Here is a 24543-nt window from a genome sequence, read left to right as displayed (position 1 = left end):
ATGCATTAACTGAACACTAGTGTTAGATTAATAGGTATGCGGTGTCCCGTGTCAAGCTCTCCGGTGTGGACCACAGGCACGTCAGGCTGGCTCTTGTGAGGCATCACCATGTCCACTGACGCCGCGACCGCCCGGCGAGGCCGACCGCCGCAGACCCAGGAGCAGGCCGAGGAGGTCCGCGCGCGGATCGTGCTCGCGACCGCGGAAGTGTTTACCCGCAACGGTTCGCGTGGTCTGAGCGTCGCCCAGATCATCGAGCAGGCGGGCCTGGCCCGTCCCACCTTCTATCGCTACTTCGGCAACGCGACCGAACCGCTGCACGTGCTGCTCGACGCCTCCAACGACGGCCTCGTCGGTGGCATCCGCAACGCGTTGACCAACACCGACAGACCCGTCGAACTCGGCATCCGACTCATCGACGCCTATCTCGACTGGGCCAACGGCCACGGCGCGATGCTGCGCCCGCTCTTCGCGGAATTGCACGACCCGGCCTCACCGGTGTCGGCCTATCGGGAGCGCGCCCTCGACGACATCCGCTCTCTCGTCGCCGAGAAATTCACCGAACTCGGCCGCCCCGTCCCGACCCCACTCGACCTCGACGCCGCACTGCACGTCTGCGAATATGTCGTCTACCGCATCTCCTCCGGGGCCGCTCCTGGCGCCGAACCCGATTCGGAAACCGTTGCCGCCGCACGACTCACGATGATCCGCGTCCTGCTGACCACGCTCGGGACCCGGGTCGATCTCGAATATGCGATGGAGCTGCCCGGCATATTCCCACCCGCATGACCGAGGGGCGATACCTCGGCCGCAGCAGTCACCATCGTGGCGATATCGATGTCCCGCGCAACGGGCGGCACGCACCGCTGCGGCACCGACACGCAGCTCTTCGAAAATTGGCGGGCGAATCGGGCGACAGCCAGAGCATCGCCTGCCCTTGCTGCGCGGTACTCACCTCATGGCGGGTACCGCGTCGTCGCTAGCGCGGCACCGGGCTGGGCTGCCGCCGCTCGACCTGCCGCTGTTCCACCCGATTGAGCAGAGCACGGACCCGCTCGTCGTCGGCGAGCAATTGGTCGAGCACGACGTTGACCGCTCCGCGCAGCAAGGCATACAGCTCCCACTGGGCGGGAGCCAGCGTCCGCGGGGCCCGGCGAGCAATGCCTCGAGCGATGGATTCGGCCGCGTCGCTGACGGTAATTCGACAATTGAGCGGCCACGGCAGCAATGCGGCGACCTCCTCACCGAGCTCATCGTCGTCGAGCGTGCCACGGGTCATGGCGGTATCGACGATGCCGAAATAGGCGACGCCCGCGGTGGCGCCCACCGCGGCCAATTCCACCCGCAGCGCGCGGCCTAGCTGTTCGACCGCGGCCTTGCTCACCATGTACGGCGACCCCGCCATGCCCGGTGCGAATGCCGCGGCGGAGGACACCACCACGACATGACCGCCGACCGCGACGATGTCGTCGAGCGCCGGATGCACCGTATTGAAGACCCCGGTGAGGTTGATACCGATGACCCGGTCGAAATCGGCGGGTTTCATCGTTCTGATCGTCGCTGGTTCCGGGGCCACCCCGGCATTGGCGACCACGACGTCGATGCGACCGAACCGTTCGCGGACCTGGGAGACGGCCTCCCGCATGCCGATTCGATCGGAAACGTCGGCGCGCACCACCAGCGCCCGCTCCCCCATCGATCGGGCGACCCGCGCCGCGGCGTTCTGATCGATATCGATCAGCGCGACGAACGCGCCCGTGCGATAGAGCTTTTCGGCAAGGGCGCGCCCGATACCGGAGCCGGCGCCGGTGATCAGGACCACCCGATCACGCACATTCAACTCGGCGGCGGGGCCGGTCGAGAACGTCACCAATTGACGCGCCAGGCCCAACACGAAACTATTCATCAAACCCCCGCCTCGTACGACTCAACGCCGAATTTCCTTTCCCGACGGGCCTCATTGCCCGCCGAGCTCACGGATGCGGCCGGTTGCGGATACCGTCCCGGCCGACACGTCGAACCGGTTTACATCTCCAGTGCGAGTTCGCTGCCGCGCGCACGCGATACGCAGGGCAGCATCGTGTTATTGCGTTCGCCGTCGAGCAGGAGCCGATCGCGGTGGTCGACCTCGCCTGCGAGCACCCCCGTCCGGCAGGTTCCGCAGAAACCCTGCTGGCAGGAGTACGCGACACCGGGCAGCACCCGCCGGATCGCCGCGAGCGTGGATTCGTCGGCGCCAACGTCGACGTGAATACCGCTGCGCCGCAACCACAGATGGAACGGATCGCCGTCGCGGACCGGCATCGCGGAGAAGCGCTCGGTGTGCAGCGACGCGGACGGATCGTGCAGCGACAACACCTCGCGCGCCGCCTCGGCCAGCGCGGGCGGACCACAGACATAGACCGAGGCGCCGGTGGGCGTCTGCTCGAAGATCATCCGAGGGTTCGGCACTCCGAACTCGTCGTCCGGCCTCACCACCACATCACCGCCGGTGAGCTGCGCCAACTCGCCCAGAAACGGCATCCTGGCACGGGACCGACCCAGGTACATCAGCCGCCACGGGATGCAGGCGCGCTCGGCGGCGGTCACCATCGGCAGGATCGCCGTGATCCCGATGCCACTGGCGACGAACAGATACTCGGACGCCGCGACGAGCGGAAACGCATTGCGCGGACCACGTACCGACAGCCGGTCACCAGCGCACAGGCGCTCGTGGATCTCCCGGGAGCCGCCCCCGCCATTCGCCATGTAGCGCACCGCAATCCGATACGAACGTCGATCGGCCGGGTCACTGGTGAGCGAGTACTGCCGCTGTCGCCCCGAAGGCAGGAACACATCGATATGGGCGCCCGGTGTCCACATGGGCAGCGGCCCGCCGTCGGGGTCGCGCAGGGTCACGCTGACCACGCCGTCGGCTTCCTGCTCGATCCGATCGATCATCACATCGAAGTCGAACCCGGCGTGCCGCACCGGCTGGGGCCGGGAAAGCAGCTGCGCGGCTTCACCTTCCGCGAAGACGCGCCGATACGCGTCGACCGCCGACGCGAGCATCCGCAGGCCGGCGCCCGACCGGAACTGGGCGCCCAACTGCGCGGTCATGCGCCCGCCGCCCGTGCTGCGGGCGACTGTGCGAGGTAGCGCAGCGCGTTGTCCATCGGGCCGAGCTGTGAGGGATGGAAGCCGGGCTTGAGGTAGCGCGGGATCTCGGTGAAGAAGGTCGTGAAGTTCGGCACGACGCCGCGTAACGACGCGCTGGCCAGCTGTAGCGGCCAGTATCTCCCCTTGTCGCGCGAAGGGTCGCGCCGAAACAGATAGCCACTCGAAATGACGAACAGCGCAAGCAATCCCGTGCTCGCGATGAGCGCCTGCCGCGCTTTGCGTACATATCCGCCGTCGACGTACATGTACGCGTCGTAGACCACGCTGCGATGCTCGACCTCTTCGGCGCCGTGCCAGCGGATGAGATCCAGCATCGCCGGATGCATCCCCTTGGCCTCGAGTTTGTCGTTGGTCAGCAGCCATTCCCCGATGACGGCGGTGTAATGCTCCATCCCAGCGAACAATGCCAGTCGCTCACACAGCCATTCGCGCTTCGCGCGGCCGGCCAGTCCGTGATCGCCGAGCATCCGATCGACCAGCCAGCCGACCCGATCCACCATCGGCGCGACGTCGAGGCCGAGCCGCTCGAGCTGGTTGCGGGCCTTCTCGTGCGAGCTCGCGTGCATCGTCTCCTGGCCGATGAAACCGCGGACCTCCTCGCGTAATCGCTCGTCATCGATCAGGGGTAAGGCTTCGGCGAGCGCCTGCGCCATCGCGCGCTCGCCCTCGGGCAATACCAGGTGCATCACGTTGATGATGTGCGTCGCCATGACCTCGCCGGGGATGTAGTGCATCGGCACTGTGTCGAAATCGAAGTCGACGTCCCGCGCGTTGATGGCGTGCGCCTGATCGGCGTAGACAGAGCTCATCTGGATGGTCCTCACGTCTCGGTCCTGCAAAACCGCACTGTTAATGTATTTCTGCCATCAAGTGATGTCAACATCACATGATGTCAACTTCTCGCTCGTGGGAGGATCGACTCATGGACGACGAATCCGACGGATCGATACCGGGCATGCGCCGCTGGCGCGGCCGCCCGCCCGCCGACCGGATCGCCGCGCGCCGCGAGCAGCTCATCGAGGCCGCCATCGAGCTGATGGCGACCGTCGGCGCATCGGAGACCTCCATGCGCGGCGTCTGCAGGCAGGCCGGGTTGACCGAGCGCTACTTCTACGAGAGCTTCCCCAACCTCGACACTCTCTTCACCACCGCGCTCGAGACAGTGGTCGTCGGCGCCCGCGACCGACTACTCGCCGCATTGGCCACCGCACCGCCCGAACCCGAAAAGCTATTCCGCCACGCCATTTCGGCGTTTACCGACTATCTGGTGGAAGATCGGCGACGCGGTCGGATCATGTTCGTCGAATCGCAGGCCAGGCGGGTGCTCGGCGAGCGAGGCAACGAACTGATCGAGCAGTTCACCACCCCTATCGCCTGGACGATCGGACCGGGCACCGACGGACAGCCCGCGCCGGATTCCGGGGACAATGCCCTGAACTCGAACGCCATCTTCGGTGCGATGGCCTATATGTACCGCCCATGGCTGGACGGGACCATCGACATGCCGCAGAAACGGTTCGACGACCATGCGACCAGCGTGATTCGCAACATCGCTGCCGCCCGATCTTCGGCCACGGTGTCCGATCACTCCGCGAACTGAGCCGATTACCCCTCGGTCGACACCACATCCCGCGGCTGCGCCCGCGCGAAGCTCATGGCGCTGTCGGTGATCTTGCCGTGCCGAAGGGCAACCAGGTCACGCAGATAGTTCATCCGGAGCCGCCACGGCGCCTTGGTCCCCTGGATGGGGAACTGGCTTGCCGCGCGCTGCACGTAGCCCGGGTTGAAGTTCACGAACAGCGGCGCGGCACCGATCGACGGATCGCGCACCGGCGTACACCTCGTGTATCCGCCAGTGTCCATGTGACGTAGTAGGCGCACGACGTATTCGCAGACCAGGTCCGCCTTGAGCGTCCACGACGCGTTGGTGTAGCCGATGATGTAGGCGAAGTTCGGCACATCCGACAGCATCATCGCTTTGTAGGCCATGCGGTCCGACAGCGTCACCGGGCGGCCGTCCACCACCAGATCCATCCCGCCGAAGGCGAGCAAATTGAGTCCGGTCGCGGTGATGACGATGTCGGCGTCCAGGGTCGCGCCCGAAGCGAGCGTCAGGCCGGTCTCGGTGAAGGTGTCGACCCGATCGGTGACGACATCGAGCTCGCCCTTGCGGATGGCACGGAAGAAATCGCCGTTGGGAGCCAGGCACAGTCGTTGGTCCCACGGGTTGTAGGTCGGGTTGAAGTGGGTGTCGATGTCGTAACCGGGCGGCAGCCAACGTTGCTGCCAGGCCCGGATCCGTTTGCGCATGGCCTTCGGATATCGTTGGCTCAGTTGATAAATCGCGGTCGACAGCGCGATGTTCTTGCCGCGCGCAACCGCGTAGGCGGCGCGGGCAGGCAGGAATTTGCGCACCCGGACGGCCAGGTCGTCGCGTTCGGGCGCGGAGATGATGTAGCTCGGCGAGCGCTGCAACATGGTCACGTGCGCACCCTGCGCGGTGAGCGCGGGCGCCAGGGTGACGGCGGTGGCACCGCTGCCGATCAGCACGATCCGCTCGCCTGCGACATCAAGGGTGCCTGGCCAGTGCTGCGGGTGGACGACCGGGCCCGCGAACCGTTCGACGCCCGCGAAATCCGGCGTGTAGGCCTCGTCGTAGCGGTAGTAGCCGGAGCAGCACATCAGGAACCCGGCGGTGAACGTGACGGCTTCCCCGGTGTCGGAGCGTTCGGCCTGCACCGTCCAGCGGTCGTCGGTCGAGGACCATTCGGCGCGAACCGCCCGATGTCCGAACCTGATGCGCCGATCGATCCCGGCCTCGGCGGCGGTGTCGCGCACATAGTGGAGGATGTCGTCGCCGTCGGCGATCGCCTTCTCCCCCAGCCACGGCCGGAACCGGTAGCCGAGGGTGTACATATCCGAATCGGAGCGAATTCCCGGATAGCGGAACAGATCCCAGGTGCCGCCGATCGCGTCACGGCTCTCCAGGATGGTGTACGACCGTCGCGGAAATGCCCGCTGCAGATGGTGAGCCGCACCGATGCCGGACAACCCGGCACCGACAATGAGCACATCGGCGTGCTCGCCCGCGATCGTCATGGATCTCGTCCTCCGTCATCGGCGGTTCCGGCGCGACGCCCCGGCGCGCGCCGACAGTATTTCCAGCCTATCGGCCGGACCGGTATTTTCGGATCAGTCGGCCCTGGGCGGAAACTCCCGTCGTCCCAGACTCACTCCAGAAAGCAGTGGCGCCGCGCACAAGGGTGCCACTGCGCTTGCGCGCGCATGCGAGGGGGTCGCAGTTGCGTCCCGAGGACGGCCCGCGCCGGCGCTGTGGCGGGTTGGCCTCGGCCGCAACGTAGTTGATGATTGAACGGCTGGGCGGTCGACCGAAACCGATCGGTCCGGATGTCGAGGACCCGCAGTGAAGTCACTCACAGTCGCCCCGCTGACGCCCCTGCCGGACACCGCGAACACCCGACGAAACGGACATTAGCCAACCGTTCGCCGATAAGTCCGAAGCGAGGCGGAATTCGCCCGATGTTTCACCGCACGCAGGGCCCGAATGACGCGGCGATCACCGCTGTTCGCCATAGCCAGTTGAACGATAGTTGGTGATACTTCAGGGCACAGATACTCTCAAAATTCTACTGTCCCAGAAGGATTCGCACACAGTGCGCATACCCATTGGTAGTTACCGTCGGGTAATGTTCCGCAGCACCGAAGATCAGAGAAGATCCGGAACGTATCTGTCAACGATTTCCAGGAGCGCAAGTGTCGCATTCTCGGTTCGAATCCATCGGCGCGTATCTCCCTTCGAAAGTCGTCACAACGAAGGAGCTGATCTCACGGCTCAAGGAGCCACCTTCGTTCGATCTCGAAAAAATCACGGGAGTCAAAGAACGTCGCGTGCATGACACTCGACCGGAGAGCTATGAGGATTCCTTCACCATTGCCCTCAATGCTGTGGAGGACTGTCTTTCGAGGTCACAGTACGCTGCAGCGGACATCGACATCATCATCTCCACGTCGATCACCCGGAGCAAGAACGCCACCCGCATGTACATGGAGCCGTCGTTCGCCTCGGCGATAGGCAAGCGTATCGGCGCGAAGAAAGCAATAACTTTCGACGTTTCGAATGCCTGCGCCGGAATGCTCACCGGAACCTACATACTCGATCGAATGATCCGTTCCGGCGCCGTCCGCAATGGCATAGTGGTGAGCGGCGAGGCGATTACCCCTATCTCGGATACCGCGGTCGCCGAGATTTCCGAGAAATACGATCTGCAGTTCGCTTCGCTCTCGGTCGGCGATTCCGGCGCCGCCATCGTGCTGGACCAGGCGGTCGACGACGCCGACAAGATCCACTACATCGAGCTGATGACGGCCTCGGAATACTCGCATCTGTGCCTCGGCATGCCGAGCGACAAGAGCGCGGGTGTCGCCCTGTATACCGACAACCGCAAGATGCACAACGAGGATCGGTTCCTGCTCGGCACCGACAGCCAGCGCAACTACCTCGAATCCCAGGGCCGCACCTTCGCCGACGAGAACTTCGACTACATCATCCACCATCAGTTCGGCGCTGCCGCGATTCCGTGGATGAACGCGATCTGCGAGCGCGAGTTCGGGCACCCGATGCCACCGGATCTTCGGGTCATCGAGAAGTACGGAAATACTTCCACCACTTCACATTTCATCGTGCTGCACGACCAGCTGAGCGAGCAGAACATCCCGGCGGGCACGAAGCTGCTGATGTTCCCCGCCGCCTCCGGCATCGTGACCGGCTTCCTGTCCACCACCATCTCCTCCTTGAAGGTCTGAGGTCAACCATGGCCGTGCGCATCAAATCCACCGGAATCAGCCGGGCCGCCGACACCCACAGCATTGTGGAGAACAGCGGTCGCGCGGCGAAGCAGAGCCTCGAGCGAGTGGGGGTTCGCCCCGATCAGGTCGGCGTGCTCATCAATGCCGGCATTTTCCGTGACTCCAACACCGTGGAACCAGCGGTCTCCGCGCTGATCCAAAAGGCAGCGGGCATCGGCCTGGAATACGGCAAAGACGATCCGCGGACGTTCTCCTTCGACCTGATGAACGGTGCCGTCGGTGTGCTCAACGCCGTCCAGGTGGCGAGCTCCATCCTGGACACCGGCAGCGCCGAACACGTACTGATCGTCTCGGGCGACACCCATCCGTCTCAGACCAGGTCGATCGCCGACGACGAATTCCCCTACGCCACCGCAGGCGCGGCGCTGCTGCTCGAGCACACCGACGAGCCCGAGGGGTTCGGCCCTGTGCACACCGCCATCGGTGCGGGCGCACCGGCCGTCGAAGCCTATGTGGACACCGCGACCATGGGCCTGGTCGGCCGCGGCCTGATGACGGTTGTGCGGGAGGAAGGTTTCGAGGATCGACTGCTCGAGACGGCGCTGGAGGCCGCGCGGTCCGCGCTGACCGAGGCCGAGCTCGCCGACCTCTCCGGCATCGCACTCATCGCATCGACGCCGAGCGCGAACTTCCCGCTGCGGATCGCCGAGGACCTCGGTATCGCGGTAGATTCCGTGCGGAGACCAGATCTCACCGATGGCGACCCGCATACCGCGGCACTACCGATGGCCTACGACAAGGCCGTCACCGAGCAGACGCTGCGCGGATATACCTACCTGTTGTTCGTCGCGGCGGGCGCAGGCCCATCGGCGGCGGCGGCACTGTACCGGTTGCCCGCACTCGTGGGGGCGCCCGCGTGACAATGGCGACCTATTGGGAAGCCATCGACCGGTTCCGTGCGTTTGCGCGCACGGAACCGGATCGTGAAGCGGTGATCTACCCCGACGGGCAGAATCCCGACGGCTTGCCCGCCTACCGGCACCTCACCTACCGCGGGCTCGACGACTGGTCCGACGCGATCGCCGAACAGCTGACCGCGGCGGGCGTCACGCACGGCACCCGCACCATCGTGCTGGTGCTACCGAGTCCCGAGCTGTACGCGATCCTGTTCGGACTGCTGAAGCTCGGCGCGGTCCCGGTGGTCATCGATCCGGGCATGGGTGTGCGAAAGATGTTGCGGTGCCTGCGCGCGGTCGACGCCGAGGCGTTCATCGGCATTCCGCAGGCCCAGGCATTGCGGGTGTTGTTCCGGCGCAGCTTCCGGCGGGTGCGCACCACCCTGACTGTCGGCAAGCGCTGGTTCTGGGGCGGCCCGGCATTGCGGGACTGGGAGCGCAGGCCCACCGAGGTCGCGCCGCCGCGCACGCCCGCTGCTGCCGACGATGTGCTCGTCATCGGATTCACCACCGGCAGTACGGGTCCGGCCAAAGCGGTCGAACTCACACACGGCAACCTGGCCTCGATGATCGAGCAGGTAGACGCGGCACGCGGCCACATCCCACCGGACACCTCACTGATCACCCTGCCGCTGGTCGGCATTCTCGATCTGCTGCTCGGATCCCGTTGTGTCCTACCGCCACTCATTCCGAGCAAGGTCGGTTCGACCGATCCGGCCCAGGTGGCCGACGCGATCGCGAAGTTCGGGGTGCGGACCATGTTCGCCTCCCCGGCCCTGCTCATCCCGCTGCTGCGATATCTCGAGGAACACGCGGTCGAGCTGCCGACCTTGGGCAGCATCTATTCCGGCGGCGCTCCGGTGCCCGACTGGTGCATTGCCGGGCTGCGGAAGGTGTTGCGCGAGGACGTCCTTGTCTACGCGGGCTACGGGTCCACCGAGGCGCTGCCCATGTCCACCATCGAATCCAGGGAACTGTTCGACGGCCTCGTCGATCGCGCCCATCGCGGTGCGGGCACCTGCATCGGCAGGCCCGCCGATCGGGTGAACGCACGATTGGTCGCCATCACCGATGCGCCGCTTCCGACCTGGGCTCGGGTCGAGGAGCTGGCCGGTGAGCTCGAAACCTCGCGAGGCATCGGTGAACTCGTCGTCTCGGGCCCGAATGTCAGCACGCACTATTACTGGCCGGAGTCGGCCAACGCCGCGGGCAAGATCGTCGACGGCGCCGTGATCTGGCATCGCACCGGGGATCTGGCCTGGATCGATGACCACGGGCGAATCTGGTTCTGCGGACGCAAGAGCCAACGCGTCGTCACCGCGAACGGCCCGATGTTCACCGTTCAGGTCGAGCAGATCTTCAACACCGTTGCGGGCGTGGCCCGGACAGCTCTGGTCGGCGTCGGGAAGCGCGGCACGCAACGACCAGTGCTGTGTGTCGAAACGAAGCCGGGCGCCGATGCGGCATCGGTTGCCTCGAAGTTGCGAGCGTTGGCCACGGAGTCCGAACTCACCCGGGATATCGCCGAGTTCCTGGTGCACCCTGGGTTCCCGGTCGACATTCGCCACAACGCGAAGATCGGGCGCGAACAGCTGGCTGCCTGGGCGGCCGAGAAGGTGAGAATCCGATGAAAACCGTGATATTGCGCTCGATTCCGGTGCTCGGCTGGCTGTATCTCGCCGCGGGCGTCGTGGCGGCGGCCACCGACAGCGCACCACGCAACCGGCTGCTGCGGGCCGCATGGTGGCTCGATCTGTTTCTCAGTGTCGTGGTGCACGCGGCACAGATTCCGGCGGCGCTGCGAGCGGCAAAGGGTTCGGGGCGGTCCGCAGTGGAGACCGCCGTACTGACTCAGATCTTCGGAATGACCTGGTGGGCGACACAGGAGGTGACGCGATGAAAGTATTGGTTACCGGCGCGTCCGGATTTCTCGGCGGTGCGCTGGTACGCAGGCTGGTCGAGGACGGTGCGCACGATGTGGCGATTCTGGCGCGACGCACCAGCAATCTGGCCGACCTCGGCGCGGCTCGCGGCAAGGTGGAGGTGATCGTCGGCGACCTGGGCGACCAGGCCTCGCTGATCCGAGCGACCAGCGGCGTCGACGTCGTGTTCCACAGTGCCGCACGGGTCGACGAACGCGGCACCCGGGACCAGTTCTGGGACGAGAACGTTCGGGCCACCGAGCGGCTGCTCGATTCGGCGCGGCGCGGCGGAGCCTCGCGGTTCGTGTTCATCTCCAGCCCGAGCGCGATGATGGACTACCACGGCGGCGACCTGATCGATGTCGACGAGTCGTTGCCCTATCCCGGGCGCTATCTGAACCTGTATTCGGAGACGAAGGCCGCGGCCGAACGCGCGGTATTGGCTGCCGACACACCTGGTTTCCGCACATGCGCGCTGCGCCCGCGAGCGATCTGGGGAGCAGGTGACCGGTCGGGTCCGATCGTGCGGCTGCTGAGCCGTACCGCGGTCGGCAAACTACCCGATCTCTCGTATGGCCGCGCTGTATTCGCCTCGCTGTGTCACGTCGACAATATCGTCGATGCCTGCATCAAGGCCGCCGAGTCGGATGCGGTGGGCGGCAAGCCGTACTTCATCGCCGACGCCGAGAAGACCAATGTGTGGGAGTTCCTCGGTTCCGTCGCGACGGACCTCGGCTATCCGCCACCCGCGCGGCGACCGAACCCGCGCGTGCTCGCGGCCGTGGTCAACCTGATCGAGACCGTCTGGCGCATTCCGGCGGTCGCGACCCGGTGGTCGCCGCCGTTGTCGCGCTACGCCGTCGCGTTGATGACCCGCTCGGCGACCTACGACACCGGCGCGGCCGCGCGCGATTTCGGCTATCGGCCGATCGTCGATCGCGACACCGGACTCACCGGGTTCCTCGCCTGGCTCGAAACTCACGGTGGGGTCGTCGAACTCACCAGGACATTGCGATAGCGTCGCGATCTTTTGTCGTCAATGGAGGCAATCATGGGCAACGACAACGTCTTCCGCCGGCCGATCTCCCCCACCGAGCGGATGTACTTCCCGATGCGGCAATTGGCGCCGCCGTTCCTCATGCAGGCGATGATCCACGGAGAAGGGACCATCGACCGAGAAGCCCTGCGACAGGCCGTGGCCGTGGCGTCGGAAGCATGCCCCGGCGCGCGGTTACGGCACGAGGGCGGCGAGTGGGTCGACAGCGGCATCGCTCCGGCGGTGCGGGTCGTGGACGGCCATACCGTTCGGTACCCCGACCTCGAAACCGATCACGTGCTCACCAGCCCGATCGGGCCGTCTCCCGAGGCGACGGCCGAGGTGGTGTTGCTGACGGCCGAACCGGTCACACTGTTATTCCGCGCCTTCCACGGGGTCATGGACGGCATGGGCATGGTGCTCTGGATGACCAGCGTGCTCAAAGTACTGCGAGGCGAGACGGCAGACGCAATGCCGGACCCCGTCGCCGACTACCAGCTGGTAGCCCGGATCGGGACGCCGCCGGGCAAGGCGACACTGCCACTGCCGAAGTATCGGAGCGCGGTCGGCAGCGGCCGTCAGGAGCCGGGCCGACCGCGACATCTACTGCGACACCGGACGATCGACGCGACCGGGCCGGGTGGCGTCGCGCGCCTCTCGGCCATCCTGGCGGAACAGACCGAGGGCACCTCCCGAATCATGATGCCGGTCGATCTGCGCAGGCACGATCCGCAACTGTGCTCCACCGCGAACCTGGCGCTGCCGCTGTTCGTGGAGCTCGAACCCGGCCAGGACTGGACCGTGGCCAAGGCACAGATCAAGACCGGGCTTGCGCAACGGCGCGAATTGAACCAGATGGAAAACAGCGGTCTGGTGCGAATTCCGGACCTCCTCGGCCGGGCGATCCTGCGCACCACGAACTGGCTCGGTTCCCGGTACGGCCGAAATCTGGCCTCCGCCATCGTCTCTCATGTCGGCACCTTCGACCTCGACGCCCTCGCGCCGCCGGGCTTTCGCCCGACAACCATTCGAGTGGTACCGCAGCACAGCGTCGCGATGCCCTTGCTGTTCGGTCTCGTCGAGTGCGGCGGCAAGACCGAACTGTCGGTGTCGTGCCGCAACGGCGTCGGCGTCGAGGCCCGGCTCGAGGCACTGCTCGACCACATCGTCGCCCGGCTCGAGCACGAGCTGCCGGTCAGGGAAAAGCTGTGATCACCTCGGCTCGCTTGATCATCGCGCGCCCACGCGCGGTGCTCGCCGTCGTCGTCGGGGTGATGCTGCTGTTCGGCGTGCTCGGCACGGGTGCGGCCGATCAGGTCAGCGCGGGCGGATTCACCGACCCGACCAGCGAATCTGCGCTGGTCGATCAGGTGGTTCGGGAACATTTCGGACCGCAGAACCCCGACGTCGTCGCGCTCTACACCGCACCGGACGGCCAGACCCTCGACGACATCGGCCCGCGCATCCAGGAGGCGCTCGGCCGGATCGATCCGGCGCTGCTGGAGCGCCCGATCCAGTCCTACTGGAACAGCGTGCCACCGCGCAAAGGGTTCCTGCGCTCCGCCGACGGCAGGAAGGCGCTGGCCGTGGTGTTCACCGCGGGCGACGAAACCCGGCGCGTCCACGCCTACCCGGATATCGAAGCGGGACTGCAGGTTCCCGGCATCCGCACCCAACTGTCGGGCTACAGCGCGCTGGCGACCGAAATCAACGGCCAGTCACAGCGCGATCTGGTGGTGGCGGAATCTATTTCGCTGCCGATCACGCTACTGATCCTTGTTCTGCTTTTCGGTGGCGCGGTGGCCGCATCGCTTCCGGTGGCCGTCGGGCTGCTGGCAGTACTCGGCTCGATGGGCGCGATTCGTGTGCTCAGCGAGGTCACCGAGGTCAGTACGTTCGCGGTCAATATCGCGTCGCTGCTCGGGCTCGGCATGGCGATCGACTACGGACTTTTCATGGTGACCCGGTTCCGTGAGGAAGTCGCCGAGGGACACACCATCGCCGCGGCGATCGAACGGACCTGCGCCACAGCCGGTCGCACGGTCACCTTCTCCGCCCTGTTGCTGATCTGCGCTTTCGCAGGGACCTTCCTTTATCCCCAGGCGGTGCTGCGGTCGCTCGGATTCGGCGCCATCGCGGCTGTCACACTCGCCGCGGGCTTATCGCTCACGGTGCTGCCCGCGATGCTGGCGTTGTTCGGCGCTCGGATCGGGCAGACCACACCCAAGCCGCGGACCGAACAGTTCTGGGGTCGCGTGGTGGACGGCGTGCTGCGACGACCCGGCCTTGTCGCGGTCGCCGTCGGCGCCGTGCTGCTGGTGCTCGCGGCGCCGTTGACGGGAGTCCGGCTCGGCGACATCGATCAGCGTGCCCTTCCTCCTGACAATGAAATGCGCAGTGTGGTAGACGAACTCACCGCAGAGTTCCCGGCGGCGAGCAGTGGCGTCACCGCAGTGCTGCGCGGTCAGGACGGAATTCCGCCGAACGCGGCGGCGGTTGATGCGGCCACCCATGACATCCGCGCGGTGGACGGTGTCGGTCAGGTATTCCAGGTCGGGCGCGCCGACGACTTCGTCGTCCTGCACGCCTTCCTCTCCGCCGCCGATCGCAGCGAAGCCGCCACCGCGACCGTCGAAGCCATACGGAATCTGAATCCCCCAGCGGCGACCACGCTTCGCGTCGGTGGTGATACCGCCGCGACCGTCGACAGCGTGGATTCGATCGTGGCAAGGATGCCGTGGATGATCCTGATCATGGTGGCCGCCACGGTGCTGCTGCTGTCGGCCGCGTTCCGTTCGATCGTGCTGCCGCTCAAGGCGGTCGCCATGGCATTTCTCAGCCTCGCCGCAACATTCGGCGTGCTCACCTGGATCTTCTACGACGGCAACCTCTCCGGCGTGCTGGGCATCAGTCCGGGCCCGCTCGCGGCAGGCATGCTGGTGCTGATCATCGCCGTGGTCTTCGGATTGTCCACCGACTACGAGGTTTTCCTGCTCTCCCGCATGGTGGAGGCACACCACGCGGGCGCCGACACCGCCGCTGCTGTTCGCATCGGCACGGTCAAGACCGCCAGGGTGATCACCGCGGCCGCCACCTTGCTCATCCTCGTCACCGGCGCGTTCACCCTCTCACCGCTGACACCGATGCGCTTCCTCGGGCTCGGCATGATCATCGCGCTGATCGTGGACGCGACCCTGGTCCGGATGCTGCTGGTCCCGGCGCTGGTCAAGCTGATGGGTCGCGCGAATTGGTGGATGCCCGGTGCGGGCGGACCACCTCGACCGAGCACCATGGTCACCGAACATGTCGAGCGTCCCGCGGCGACCCTGTCCTGATGGCCACTCGCCAACACCCGGTCACACCAGCGCGGCGCGCACCTGAGCGAGATGCTCACATGCCGGGCCGCGCACCGCGAATCGGGCGAATCCCCAGCACTGTTGGCAGCTCGACGACCAGCTCACGAGCATGCGGATCGGGACACACGGTGCAGTCGCCCACGGCAACCGTGCACCGAGGAACCGGTAAGTGGTTCCGCCGAGAGCGAATTCGGCGGTCGACCGCAGGCGCCACTTGTCTGTTTTGCGCCACTCGAGCCGGTGATTTCTGTGCTTCGATGGAACCGGCTCGCGATCAGGTGCGTCTTATTGATCAGACGGAGCTAGTGGAAGGGGCGAACGCCGTGGCTGCTGACAGTCCGTTCGGTGCGTACATCGAGGACGCGAAGTCGGGGGCGCTGAAGGTGCGCATGGCGCCGCAAGCGTTCCTCGACATCGACATGGCCTGTCGAGACCTGATCCTCGACCTGTCCTCGGCCCAGAACGACGCGCGCGCACTCGGCGAGCGCGAGTATTGGGGCCTCGGCGAGGACAACCCTCGGCTGTGGTCGGCGATCGAGCTGGTGCGGCTATTTCGGGAGAAGGCATTCGGCGGGCCCAACAACGCCTACGACACCCTCGGGGACTACATCGCGGCCGCCACCGAGATCCAGTCCCTGTTCACCGCCATTCGCGAAGCCTTCGAGCGCACCGACGCCGAGTTCGCCAGGCAGATGCGTGAGATCACCCGATGAGGCGCGGCGCCGGCAGCCGGTCGGCCGGTGTCGCGGCGATCGCACTCGTGGTTACCGTCCTCAGCGGGTGCGGCGGCGAGCCACGGCCTTCGGCAACATCGATGACCGCCAGACCGTCGTCGGCCGCGCTCGGCTCGCCGACGAACGGATCGGCGCAGAGCACCTCCTTCGATCCGTGCACCGCACTGACACCGTCGTTCCTGGCATCCCACCAATGGGACGCGCGTCCTCCTGCCACCAGACAGGAGAGCACCGGCGACGTGCGCTGGAAGGGCTGCCTGTTCGTTGCGCAGAGTGCCTACACATTCCGCGTGCAGACCACCAACGGCACCCTCGCTCAGATTCGTGAACAATTCCCCACCGCAACAGATTTGACCATCGCCGGCCGCAGAGCGCTACGCTACGAGGCCCTCCCCGACCTGCCCGGCGGCTGCACGATCAATGTCGACATGAAGACCGGATCGCTCTACATCTTGGTGGACGACCCGCGCGGACTGCACCCCCGCAAACTCTCCCCCTGCGCCGGCGCCACCGAGATCGCGGAAGCGGTGGTCCCCTTCCTGCCGCCGGGAAGCTGATCGCGGCAGCGCATCCGTGTTCCCGATGGCTTGCTGTGTCCCGGGGTAACTATCGTCGTCGATCATGGCATCACTGTTTCTCCGCCCCGCGGAAACCGACGACGAACCGCTGCTCTGGGGCATGCTGTACGAGGCCTCGCACGCCGCGGAACAGGGCACATCCTCTCCCGATGATCTGCGAGCGGTGCCGGAACTCGCCCGCTACGTCGACAAGTGGGGCGCCGAGGGCGACCTCGGCATCGTCGGCGGCGCTTCGGCCGACCAACTGCAAGGCGCCGCATGGATTCGCCTGTTCGACAAGGAGAACGCCGGATACGGCTACGTCGCCGACGACATCCCCGAGCTCGCCATCGCCACCAGCCCCGCCACGCGCGGCACCGGCCTCGGCACCGCGCTGCTGGTGCGCCTCCTCGACGATGCCCGCACCCGCTACGACGCCATGAGCCTCAGCGTCCGCGCCGACAACCCTGCCCGCCGCCTCTACTCTCGCCTCGGCTTCGTCGAGGTGACGGGCTCCGAGATCATCAACCGAGCGGGCACCACCAGCCTGGCGATGCTCCTACGCTTCCGCTGACCCGCGTTGCGTGGTCCGCGTTCTCAGACCAGCAGCGGCAGCCGGGCGCTGGCGGAAGCCAGAGCCGGTCGCAGGGATCATGGCGTCGAACTCGCATCGCGACTGAGCAGGCTGTCGACTCGGAACCGGACTTCCACAACAACGTCCGCGCATTCCGCGGTCACATCGTGTCCTGCTTGCGTCGTTGTAAACCTGTTGACTACCTGCGGAGCAACAAAGGAGTCTCGACACTGTGAACGAACTTCCGCCGGCTGTCGCACTCGAGGAGCTCAGTGCGGAAAATCTGCGCTCGCTGCTCGACGCGGCGGTCGCTGATGCCGACCCGCTAGAGGTGATGACGGCTGTCGACGGACCGCCGGGATGGACAGTGCAGCGCAGGCACGCGTTCGTCGAATTCCATCGCGGACGCGCGCTGCATCCCACCCGCCCGAGCGAACGGACCTTTGTCATCACGGTCGACGGCGAGGCGGTCGGAGCTGCCCGGCTCGAACCCCATGGGAACGACCTGGAGGTAGGAATTTGGATCGGCCGATCGCACCGCGGCCACGGGATAGGCACCATTGTCACCGTGCGGCTACGCAGGCTGGCCGCCGAGACCGGCGCGTGCCGAATCACGGCGACGACGACGCCGGGCAATATCGCGGCCCGTCGACTCATCGACACCGGACTGCGTGCTCGGGTACACGTCGATGGCGACGCAGTCACCGGCGTCTGCGACCTCACTTGACCATCAGTGGAATCCGAGCTGCGACCTCACCGCCGTTTCGAGTCTCGATCGGAGTGATAGGTCCCCGGTGTATGCCCGAGCATCCGGCGGTAGACATCGATGAACGCACTGGTCGACGCCCATCCGCAACGATGGGCGACCGCCGTCACGGCGAGGCCGTCGGCGAGTAGTTGCACCGCCCGATGCAAGCGCAGTTGGGTTCGCCATTGGGGGTAGGTCATGCCGAGCTCGGTGCGGAACAACCGGGTGAGGGTTCGTTCGCCCGCACCGACGCGGACGCCCAAGTCAGCCAGTGACCACACCACGGAGAGGTCGTCTTCGACCAGCGCGCAAGCTTTCCGGAGCCGTACATCGGAGGCGGCGGGCAAGCGGAGTCGTTGTTCGGGGCTGCGGCGCAGTTGATCGAGCAGGACCTGCCGCAGCCGTGCGGCCTCGGCCTCGGGCAGCTGGTCGGGGGTCGAACAGGCGATAATGAGTTCGCGGACAAGCGGAAGTGCTGTCAGTACGGAAGGCGTTGCCCAGCACACCGATTCGTCGGACGGGAAGCCGACACAGTGGAATCGGGTCGGCCCGTAGAAGTGATGCTCATGCCAGCACCCGGCGGGAATCCAGATCGCCCGATCGGCGGGGGCGATCCAGCAGCCTGCCTCGGTGCGTACCTCGGCCACACCGGCACTCGGATACACGATTTGGTGCTCGGTGTGCCGGTGCCGCTCGATGCGTGATCCGGCGGGGAGGTCGTGTGTCACCGTGGTTCGATCGTCATGGCGGATTATCGACATAAATCGGCATTTTATCGGAAGCCAGCCAGCCCTCCGCTCCCTACGCTGACCATCGACAACAAGGGAAATGGTGGTCAGCGATGGTGAATACGCCTGTCGAAGCCGCAACCACCGCGCCGGCGGAATCGGCGTGGCAACGGATGCGGTACTGGATGATCGCGCATGCGGTCGACGACTTCTACCAGGGACTGGTGCCTGCGAGCATCCCGTTCTTCGTACTCGAACGCGACTACAGCTACGTCCAGGCAGCCGGACTTGCGCTCGCGGCGACATTGGGAAGCGCTCTGCCGCAACCGATTCTCGGTCTGCTCGCCGATCGGCGGCGGATGTTGTGGCTTGCGCCTGCCGGCGTCGTGACCGCGGGCCTCGGTGCGGGACTGGCCGGCCTCGCACCCCGGTATCCGCTGGTGTGGGCGTTACTCCTGCTTTCGGGGATCGGTGTGGCCGCATTCCATCCCGCGGCCGGGCGCGACGCGCGCCGCGACGCGGGGCACAGCGCGATGGCGATGAGCTTCTTCGCGGCCGGCGGCAGCGTCGGGTTCTTCCTGGCGCCGGCCTTGGCGACGCCCGCGCTGGTCTCGCTCGGTGTCGGCGCCACCGCGCTCTTCATTCCGCCCGCGGTGTTGATGGGGTTCGTGCTGTGGCGCTATCAGCAGCGCCGAACCCGAAACACCGTTATCCAGCACAGGATCGATGGTCACGACCGGTGGGTGCCGTTCTTTCTGCTCACCGGGGTCGAGTTGGTCCGGTCGGTCATCTATGCCGGGATGAACACCTTCATCGCGCTGTACTGGATCAACCACCTGGGTTCCTCGCACGCCCTCGGCGGCGCCGCCTTGGCCGCGTTTCTCGGCGGCGGAGTCGCGGGCACGCTACTCGGTGGACGCATCGCCGACCGTGTCGGAGTGCTGCACACCATCCGAATCGGCAGTGTGGCTGCACTTCCCGCACTCGCCGCGCTGCGTCTGATTCCGAATGCCGAACTCGGACTTCTGTTCGCGGTGCTGGCGGGCATCACCGTCAATGTTCCTTTTGCCGTGCTGGTCAAGCTCGGACAGGACTACCTACCGACCCGCCCGGGAACCGCCGCCGGGGTCACCCTCGGGCTCGCGGTCAGTGCGGGCGGACTGTTCGTCCCCGTCCTCGGCGTCATCGCGGATAAGCACGGCCTTGCAGCCGCGTTGACGACCCTGTGCGCCTTTCCTGTCGCCGGCATCGTCCTCGGATTTGTCCTTCCGCAACCTGCCGCGCCCGCCGGATCAGTACGGAACTGATCTACCACCCCCGCGCTCGACGGCTTTCCAGACCGCGTATCGCGCCTTCATGCAGCTGGCGCAGGGGCGGTAGCCTGCGCCGATAGCGGTGGCTTCGTCGGCGAAGAAGACGCGGTGGGGGTGGTAATGGCCGCGGGTGAGGGCGCGCAGAGCGGATGGACAGTCCAGATGGCCGTAGATCTTGCTGCGGCGGTGACCGCCGAACCGGCCAGGTACCGGCGTGCGGTACGGGCGGCCGTCGGCGTCGATGAGTGTGTAGATCCGCTGGGACATGTTATGAGACTTGACTATTCGGCGTCATGCAGGACTAGGCCGAGGGTGTGGCGGATACCGGTGCGGATGCGACTGACACCGTGGCGCACGGGGGCTCTCGACCATCCTCGGGCGCTCGGGGTGGGGCGGTCACGGGTGGTGAAGATCAAGCCGTGGCCCTGTTCCAGCACTGTGACAGTGCCTTTCGACTGGGCGCGCGGTCGCTGCTCGACGAGGAGGAACTCGCCCCCGGTGTGGTCCACGCGCGGGCGGTCGAGGCCGATCACCACCTGAAGCGGAAACACCAGATCGCCATAGAGGTCGCGGTGCAGGGCATTCCAGTCACCGCTGGTGTAGCGCAACAGGATCGGTGTCGGTCTGGTCTGCCCTGCGGCGTGGCAGACGTCCAGCCAGTCGGCGAAGTCGTCCGGCCACGGCGCGGGGTCGCCCAGACGTGCCGCCCAGGTTCGGGCAATGGGCAAAAGTTTGCGGTAGAAGGCCGCGCGCAAGGCGGTGATCGGCTCTGGAACCGGATGCGCGAAGTACCGGTAGGTGCCCTCGCCGAATCGATGGCGCGCCATGTCGATGGTGGCGCGGAACCGGGCGCGCTCGTCCCACATGGATACGAACTCGGCGCATTCGCCGGGGGTGAGCAATGGTCCGGTCTGCGCGCTGCCCTGCGCATCGATCTCGGCGGTGAGCTCGGCCCACTGTTGCGCGTCGACCCGACCGGACAGCGCAGCAATGGTTTTCGATGCAGTCATTGAATTCTCCTTCGTTCTGCACGACGCCCCCACGCCGTCCATCGGGCCTTCGCCGGTCGACCGAACTCGGCACTGGCACAGATAGCTGATGCCGACGCTCGACGCCTATGCCGCTTCGAGGGTGAGCAGGGTGTTCTTGGCTGCGCTGCCGCCGACGTACTGACCGATGGTGCCGTCGCTGCGCACGACGCGGTGGCACGGGATGACCACCGGGAGCGGATTGTGCGCGCAGGCGGAGCCGACGGCCCTGACAGCGCGCGGGTTCCCGACTGCGGCGGCAACGGCGGCGTAGCTTTCACGACGGCCGTAACCGATGTCTCGCAGGTGCTCGATGACCTGACGACGGAAGCCGCCGGTGAGCTGTAGGTCGAGCGGGAGGTCGAAGTGGGTTCGGGCGCCGGTGAAGTACTCGTCGATCTCCCTTGCCGCGGCGTCGAGGCGCGCCGGTGCGGCGAGTACTCGTGGACTGACTCGCTCGGCGAGGGTGGCGAGGACGATGTCGTGGTCCTCGTTCGGATAGGCGACGCGGACCAGGCCTGCGGGGGTGGCCGCGAGCAGCAGGGCGCCGACAGGTGTGTCGAGCGTGCGGTAGGCGACGTCGAGCAGGCCTGCGGACTGCGCCTCGCCCGCCAGGCGACGATGCAAGGCGGACAGGAGGTCGGCGCTGCCGGGGGTCAGCCCGTCGAAGAGGGGGTCCCCGCGGTCGATGGTGGCCATCATGATCGATCCTTCGGGTAGAGCTTGCGTAAGGATTTCAGCCCGTCCGCGGCGGCGCGGCGGGCTGCGTCGGTGGAATTGCCCAGCAGCTGGGCGATTTCGGCGTGCGGCAGGCCTGCCAGGTAGTGGTAGGCGACCGCTTGGCGCTGCTTGGTCGGCAGCGCCGCGAGTGCGGCCCACAGATCGGGGTCGTAACCGGCCGGGTCGGCGTTGGGAGCCGAGCGCTCGGGCAGTATGTCGGCCGGGACGGGCGCGCGGGTCAGCGCTCGCCCGACATCGATGGCGCGCCGATGCGCGACCGTGACCAGCCACGCCTCGATGTTCGTCTCCGGGTCGAGGTCGGGATAGGCACGCAATGCCGACAGGAAGGTCTCCGACCATGCGTCGGCGGCGTCGGTCGGGCCGAGCACCGCCCGGCACACGCGCAACACCATCGGGCCGTATTCGGCCACCACTTCCTCGAACGGAGGCAAACTCACACTGGGTAGACGGCGGCCGGTGGGAAAACGTGAGATTCCGAGGTCAGGGGATCCCGGATGCGCGCGCGGCCGATCATGCGGGCACCACGGCGGTGCGCGAGAGGCCGCTGGCGCGCAGCACCCGGCGGGCGATACCGGCGCGAATGGAGTCGTCGGTGCCGATGATCCTGACGTGCCGGCGGGCCCTTGTCACGGCCGTGTACAGCAGTTCCCTGGTCAGCAGGGTGGATTCGGGTTCGGGCAGCACGACCGAGACCGTGTCGTACTGACTGCCCTGGCTGCGGTGGATCGTCATGGCGAAGACGGTCACCACCGCAGGGAATTGTGTGGGGTGCACGAGGTAGGGCTCACTGCCGCGTTGCAGTGCCGCGCGCAGCGAACCGTCGGGCATGCGGACGATCACACCGGTGTCGCCGTTGTAGATGCGAGCCTCGTGGTCGTTGGCGGTGACCAGCAGCGGCTGCCCGGGATACCAGGGAGCCAGATAGGTGTCGGGTCCCGCGCCGCCCGCGGCCGCCCATTCGGCGGCCATGCGGTCCCACCGTTCGACACCGAACGGGCCTTGGCGGTGTGCGCACAGCAGCCGGTGGGATTCGAGGACCTGCAGTGCGCCCGCCGCGTCACCGTCGAGTGCGGCCGCGGTCACCTCTCGTGCGGCCCGGACGATATCGGCGCGGACCGCCGTCGTGTGGTCGGGTGCGCTCAGCGAGAGTTCCCGGCCGCCCGCACGCAGCAACTCGAGCGCCGTGTCGGCGTCGCCCGCGCGGATCGCGACGGCGAGTTCGGCGATCTTGCCGCCGAAGCGGCGGCCACGGGTCAGGCGGACGATGCCGCCCTGCAGCCGGGTTCGCTCCAGGTTGGTCAGCGCTTCCGGATTGTCCTCGGCCGCAGCGGATTCCAGCGAATCCGCGCCGAGCACCGTGTCCAGTACCGGATTCGGTTCGCCGACAACGGGTCCGGCCACCAAGTCGGCGAGGACAGCGCCCGCGTCGACCGAGGCGAGCTGATCCGGGTCGCCCACCAGCACCAGGCGGGTGTCCGGGCGCAGGGCCGCAAGCAGTCTGCTCATCATCGTCAGCGACACCATGGAGGTCTCGTCGACCACGATCACGTCGTAGGGCAGCCGATTGAATTCGTGATACCGGAACTTGGTGGTGCGGCCGCGCTGCCAGCCGAGCAGCCGGTGCAGGGTGGCGGCGGTCAGTTCCGGCAGGTCGAGCGCGCCGGCCTGCTCGCGCACCGCTTCCTGCAGGCGCGCAGCCGCTTTGCCGGTAGGTGCTGCCATCGCGATCCGGAGCGCGGGCAGTTTCGGATTCGCCCGCTGGTGTGCGTCGAGCAGCGCCAGGATCCTGGCGATGGTGTGGGTCTTGCCGGTGCCGGGCCCGCCCGCGACCACGGTGGTCCAGTGCGTCGCGGCGAGCGCGGCGGCCAACCGCTGCCGGTCCAGGGCCGCACCGGCCGACGGGTCGAACAGTCGGTCCAGCTCACGTCGCACGATGGTCGGATCGACAACCGGGTGATCGCTCGAACGCTCGGTGAGCACCCGCCGAATGGTCTGCTCCTGCTGGTAATACCGGTCCAGGTACAGCAGCGGACCCACATCGCCGCGCCGCTGCGCCTCGACAAGCCGCAGGGGCCGCAACGGACCCGACGGGCCACCGCACACCAGCGGACTCACCCGCAGCGCCGCGACGACCGCATCGATCTCCGGCCACGGCAACGTCGCGGGATCGACACCCGCTCCGGCATCCCAGGCTTCATCGGCGTCCACGCCGATCTCCCGCATCCGAGGCAACTCCAGACATACCGACCCAGACCGCACCGCCCGCACCGCGAGCGCCGCCGCGAACAACACCTCCTCCGACGACTCCCGCCCCATCCGCCCCAACCGCAGCGCCACGTGCACGTCGGCCGCCGAAAGCACCCCCGCCTCATTGAAAGTCCGCAACAACCCGGTTCCCCGCTGCGCCAACTGAATCGATGTCATCGCCTCGCCTTCCCGATCGAGATCAGCGGGTGGTCCCACTCAGCGCGCATTACCGCCGACGAATCCGTACACGAGACATCCGCGTGCGCCCGTACGACAGCCGCACGCATCATCACCCCGCCTGCCCTGATCGAGTTGCCGCGCGCCTGCTGAATCCCGATGCCGATGCCTTCGACATCCTCGATGGCCGTGTCGAGTCCGACCGCGTCGACGATGCTTCCGGTGCCTGCCTCGAATCGGCCAGAGGGCGGTTGAGAGAGGGAACGTTCCAAGGTGCGGTCAGTGATCATGTTGTCGCCGCCCTACCATGGCGGAACATCCCACTCTGCGATTTCGCCCGCGGGACAGCCACTTGCGCAGGAGACCGGTGGGCAGACGCCGAACGGTCCCGCTCCTTGTGACCTGTCACCCACGAGTCGGCGTGTGCCGAGTCCCCTCGT

At 66.7% G+C, this 24543-nt stretch carries 25 protein-coding genes; 14 read left to right on the top strand and 11 right to left on the bottom strand.

All coding sequences use genetic code 11. From position 1 onward, the window contains the following. Positions 1 to 108 precede the first annotated feature (108 nt). Positions 109 to 789, top strand: coding sequence for a TetR/AcrR family transcriptional regulator (locus ACFU4Z_RS16325; protein WP_379063606.1), 681 nt, complete (start codon positions 109 to 111; stop codon positions 787 to 789). A gap of 190 nt (positions 790 to 979) precedes the next feature. Here ACFU4Z_RS16325 and ACFU4Z_RS16320 read toward each other — a convergent pair whose 3' ends face one another. From ACFU4Z_RS16320 to ACFU4Z_RS16310, 3 genes are all read right to left on the bottom strand, one after another. Next, positions 980 to 1906, bottom strand: coding sequence for a short-chain dehydrogenase/reductase (locus ACFU4Z_RS16320; RefSeq protein ID WP_379063604.1), 927 nt, complete (start codon positions 1904 to 1906; stop codon positions 980 to 982). A gap of 119 nt (positions 1907 to 2025) precedes the next feature. Then, the gene (locus tag ACFU4Z_RS16315) at positions 2026 to 3099 is read right to left on the bottom strand and encodes a PDR/VanB family oxidoreductase (RefSeq protein ID WP_379063602.1); all 1074 of its coding nucleotides are present in this window, start codon (positions 3097 to 3099) and stop codon (positions 2026 to 2028) included. Next, positions 3096 to 3968, bottom strand: coding sequence for a metal-dependent hydrolase (locus tag ACFU4Z_RS16310; RefSeq protein WP_379063600.1), 873 nt, complete (start codon positions 3966 to 3968; stop codon positions 3096 to 3098). Before ACFU4Z_RS16310 ends, ACFU4Z_RS16315 begins: the two co-directional genes overlap by 4 nt. A 113-nt stretch (positions 3969 to 4081) precedes the next feature. On the opposite strand from ACFU4Z_RS16310, the gene ACFU4Z_RS16305 reads away from it, so the two are divergent. Further along, positions 4082 to 4759, top strand: a complete 678-nt coding sequence (locus ACFU4Z_RS16305) for a TetR/AcrR family transcriptional regulator (protein WP_379063598.1) — start codon at positions 4082 to 4084, stop codon at positions 4757 to 4759. 5 nt (positions 4760 to 4764) lie between these two features. Here ACFU4Z_RS16305 and ACFU4Z_RS16300 read toward each other — a convergent pair whose 3' ends face one another. Beyond that, positions 4765 to 6258 (bottom strand): flavin-containing monooxygenase, encoded by a 1494-nt coding sequence (locus ACFU4Z_RS16300; RefSeq protein WP_379063596.1) that lies wholly within the window; start codon positions 6256 to 6258, stop codon positions 4765 to 4767. Between the two features lie 675 nt (positions 6259 to 6933). Between ACFU4Z_RS16300 and ACFU4Z_RS16295 the strand changes: the two genes are divergently transcribed. The 11 genes from ACFU4Z_RS16295 (at position 6934) to ACFU4Z_RS16245 (ending at position 17848) form a co-directional block, all read left to right on the top strand. After that, a complete protein-coding gene (locus ACFU4Z_RS16295) occupies positions 6934 to 7983 on the top strand; it encodes a 3-oxoacyl-ACP synthase III family protein (RefSeq protein ID WP_379063594.1) in 1050 nt (349 codons plus the stop codon). 8 nt (positions 7984 to 7991) lie between these two features. Beyond that, entirely contained in the window at positions 7992 to 8906 is a 915-nt protein-coding gene (locus ACFU4Z_RS16290) for a hypothetical protein (protein ID WP_379063592.1), read from the top strand. Between the two features lie 2 nt (positions 8907 to 8908). Then, on the top strand, positions 8909 to 10573 hold the full coding sequence (locus ACFU4Z_RS16285) for a fatty acid CoA ligase family protein (RefSeq protein WP_379064280.1): 1665 nt from the start codon (positions 8909 to 8911) through the stop codon (positions 10571 to 10573). After that, a complete protein-coding gene (locus ACFU4Z_RS16280) occupies positions 10570 to 10842 on the top strand; it encodes a hypothetical protein (RefSeq protein WP_379063590.1) in 273 nt (90 codons plus the stop codon). Before ACFU4Z_RS16285 ends, ACFU4Z_RS16280 begins: the two co-directional genes overlap by 4 nt. Beyond that, positions 10839 to 11882, top strand: coding sequence for an NAD-dependent epimerase/dehydratase family protein (locus tag ACFU4Z_RS16275; RefSeq protein WP_379063588.1), 1044 nt, complete (start codon positions 10839 to 10841; stop codon positions 11880 to 11882). The genes ACFU4Z_RS16280 and ACFU4Z_RS16275 overlap by 4 nt, the downstream gene beginning before the upstream one ends. A gap of 33 nt (positions 11883 to 11915) precedes the next feature. After that, positions 11916 to 13112 (top strand): peptide synthetase, encoded by a 1197-nt coding sequence (locus tag ACFU4Z_RS16270; RefSeq protein ID WP_379063586.1) that lies wholly within the window; start codon positions 11916 to 11918, stop codon positions 13110 to 13112. Beyond that, a complete protein-coding gene (locus tag ACFU4Z_RS16265) occupies positions 13109 to 15235 on the top strand; it encodes an MMPL family transporter (RefSeq protein WP_379063584.1) in 2127 nt (708 codons plus the stop codon). Before ACFU4Z_RS16270 ends, ACFU4Z_RS16265 begins: the two co-directional genes overlap by 4 nt. 344 nt (positions 15236 to 15579) lie before the next feature. After that, entirely contained in the window at positions 15580 to 15969 is a 390-nt protein-coding gene (locus tag ACFU4Z_RS16260; RefSeq protein ID WP_379063582.1) for a hypothetical protein, read from the top strand. Further along, positions 15966 to 16547: a DUF3558 domain-containing protein gene (locus ACFU4Z_RS16255; RefSeq protein ID WP_379063580.1), complete on the top strand. Its 582-nt coding sequence runs from the start codon at positions 15966 to 15968 to the stop codon at positions 16545 to 16547. The genes ACFU4Z_RS16260 and ACFU4Z_RS16255 overlap by 4 nt, the downstream gene beginning before the upstream one ends. Positions 16548 to 16611: 64 nt before the next feature. Beyond that, positions 16612 to 17121: a GNAT family N-acetyltransferase gene (locus tag ACFU4Z_RS16250; protein WP_379063578.1), complete on the top strand. Its 510-nt coding sequence runs from the start codon at positions 16612 to 16614 to the stop codon at positions 17119 to 17121. Between the two features lie 232 nt (positions 17122 to 17353). Next, on the top strand, positions 17354 to 17848 hold the full coding sequence (locus tag ACFU4Z_RS16245) for a GNAT family N-acetyltransferase (protein ID WP_379063576.1): 495 nt from the start codon (positions 17354 to 17356) through the stop codon (positions 17846 to 17848). Between the two features lie 26 nt (positions 17849 to 17874). Here the strand turns inward: ACFU4Z_RS16245 and ACFU4Z_RS16240 are convergent, their stop codons facing one another. Then, entirely contained in the window at positions 17875 to 18630 is a 756-nt protein-coding gene (locus tag ACFU4Z_RS16240; RefSeq protein WP_379063574.1) for an AraC family transcriptional regulator, read from the bottom strand. A gap of 80 nt (positions 18631 to 18710) precedes the next feature. Between ACFU4Z_RS16240 and ACFU4Z_RS16235 the strand changes: the two genes are divergently transcribed. After that, positions 18711 to 19904 (top strand): MFS transporter, encoded by a 1194-nt coding sequence (locus ACFU4Z_RS16235; RefSeq protein ID WP_379063572.1) that lies wholly within the window; start codon positions 18711 to 18713, stop codon positions 19902 to 19904. Here the strand turns inward: ACFU4Z_RS16235 and ACFU4Z_RS16230 are convergent. The 6 genes from ACFU4Z_RS16230 to ACFU4Z_RS16205 form a co-directional block, all read right to left on the bottom strand. Continuing rightward, complete coding sequence (locus ACFU4Z_RS16230; RefSeq protein ID WP_379063570.1) at positions 19890 to 20177, bottom strand: Ada metal-binding domain-containing protein; 288 nt, start codon at positions 20175 to 20177, stop codon at positions 19890 to 19892. The two genes, ACFU4Z_RS16235 and ACFU4Z_RS16230, sit on opposite strands and share 15 nt — an antisense overlap. 14 nt (positions 20178 to 20191) lie before the next feature. Then, positions 20192 to 20920 carry a 2OG-Fe(II) oxygenase gene (locus ACFU4Z_RS16225; protein ID WP_379063568.1) on the bottom strand — a complete coding sequence of 243 codons (729 nt, stop codon included), beginning with the start codon at positions 20918 to 20920 and terminating at the stop codon, positions 20192 to 20194. Between the two features lie 105 nt (positions 20921 to 21025). Next, positions 21026 to 21637: a methylated-DNA--[protein]-cysteine S-methyltransferase gene (locus ACFU4Z_RS16220; protein WP_379064278.1), complete on the bottom strand. Its 612-nt coding sequence runs from the start codon at positions 21635 to 21637 to the stop codon at positions 21026 to 21028. Further along, positions 21637 to 22116, bottom strand: coding sequence for an RNA polymerase sigma factor (locus tag ACFU4Z_RS16215; protein ID WP_379063566.1), 480 nt, complete (start codon positions 22114 to 22116; stop codon positions 21637 to 21639). The genes ACFU4Z_RS16220 and ACFU4Z_RS16215 overlap by 1 nt, the downstream gene beginning before the upstream one ends. Before the next feature lie 73 nt (positions 22117 to 22189). Continuing rightward, positions 22190 to 24103: an exodeoxyribonuclease V subunit alpha gene (gene recD / locus ACFU4Z_RS16210; protein ID WP_379063564.1), complete on the bottom strand. Its 1914-nt coding sequence runs from the start codon at positions 24101 to 24103 to the stop codon at positions 22190 to 22192. Further along, positions 24100 to 24393 (bottom strand): hypothetical protein, encoded by a 294-nt coding sequence (locus ACFU4Z_RS16205; protein ID WP_379063562.1) that lies wholly within the window; start codon positions 24391 to 24393, stop codon positions 24100 to 24102. Before ACFU4Z_RS16205 ends, recD begins: the two co-directional genes overlap by 4 nt. Positions 24394 to 24543: the final 150 nt, after the last annotated feature.

Origin of the sequence: Nocardia sp. NPDC057440 (assembly GCF_042802915.1) — a bacterium.
In the GTDB taxonomy this organism is placed as follows: domain Bacteria; phylum Actinomycetota; class Actinomycetes; order Mycobacteriales; family Mycobacteriaceae; genus Nocardia.
Note: the sequence above shows the minus strand (reverse complement) of the source record. Positions and strands in the feature narration are given on the sequence as shown.

Coding starts and splice junctions, on each gene's coding strand:
- ACFU4Z_RS16325 (WP_379063606.1), top strand. CDS start 109: ATGTCCACTGACGCCGCGACCGCCCGGCGAGGCCGACCGCCGCAGACC.
- ACFU4Z_RS16320 (WP_379063604.1), bottom strand. CDS start 1,906: ATGAATAGTTTCGTGTTGGGCCTGGCGCGTCAATTGGTGACGTTCTCG.
- ACFU4Z_RS16315 (WP_379063602.1), bottom strand. CDS start 3,099: ATGACCGCGCAGTTGGGCGCCCAGTTCCGGTCGGGCGCCGGCCTGCGG.
- ACFU4Z_RS16310 (WP_379063600.1), bottom strand. CDS start 3,968: ATGAGCTCTGTCTACGCCGATCAGGCGCACGCCATCAACGCGCGGGAC.
- ACFU4Z_RS16305 (WP_379063598.1), top strand. CDS start 4,082: ATGGACGACGAATCCGACGGATCGATACCGGGCATGCGCCGCTGGCGC.
- ACFU4Z_RS16300 (WP_379063596.1), bottom strand. CDS start 6,258: ATGACGATCGCGGGCGAGCACGCCGATGTGCTCATTGTCGGTGCCGGG.
- ACFU4Z_RS16290 (WP_379063592.1), top strand. CDS start 7,992: ATGGCCGTGCGCATCAAATCCACCGGAATCAGCCGGGCCGCCGACACC.
- ACFU4Z_RS16285 (WP_379064280.1), top strand. CDS start 8,909: ATGGCGACCTATTGGGAAGCCATCGACCGGTTCCGTGCGTTTGCGCGC.
- ACFU4Z_RS16280 (WP_379063590.1), top strand. CDS start 10,570: ATGAAAACCGTGATATTGCGCTCGATTCCGGTGCTCGGCTGGCTGTAT.
- ACFU4Z_RS16275 (WP_379063588.1), top strand. CDS start 10,839: ATGAAAGTATTGGTTACCGGCGCGTCCGGATTTCTCGGCGGTGCGCTG.
- ACFU4Z_RS16270 (WP_379063586.1), top strand. CDS start 11,916: ATGGGCAACGACAACGTCTTCCGCCGGCCGATCTCCCCCACCGAGCGG.
- ACFU4Z_RS16255 (WP_379063580.1), top strand. CDS start 15,966: ATGAGGCGCGGCGCCGGCAGCCGGTCGGCCGGTGTCGCGGCGATCGCA.
- ACFU4Z_RS16250 (WP_379063578.1), top strand. CDS start 16,612: ATGGCATCACTGTTTCTCCGCCCCGCGGAAACCGACGACGAACCGCTG.
- ACFU4Z_RS16240 (WP_379063574.1), bottom strand. CDS start 18,630: ATGTCGATAATCCGCCATGACGATCGAACCACGGTGACACACGACCTC.
- ACFU4Z_RS16235 (WP_379063572.1), top strand. CDS start 18,711: ATGGTGAATACGCCTGTCGAAGCCGCAACCACCGCGCCGGCGGAATCG.
- ACFU4Z_RS16230 (WP_379063570.1), bottom strand. CDS start 20,177: ATGTCCCAGCGGATCTACACACTCATCGACGCCGACGGCCGCCCGTAC.
- ACFU4Z_RS16225 (WP_379063568.1), bottom strand. CDS start 20,920: ATGACTGCATCGAAAACCATTGCTGCGCTGTCCGGTCGGGTCGACGCG.
- ACFU4Z_RS16220 (WP_379064278.1), bottom strand. CDS start 21,637: ATGGCCACCATCGACCGCGGGGACCCCCTCTTCGACGGGCTGACCCCC.
- recD (WP_379063564.1), bottom strand. CDS start 24,103: ATGACATCGATTCAGTTGGCGCAGCGGGGAACCGGGTTGTTGCGGACT.
- ACFU4Z_RS16205 (WP_379063562.1), bottom strand. CDS start 24,393: ATGATCACTGACCGCACCTTGGAACGTTCCCTCTCTCAACCGCCCTCT.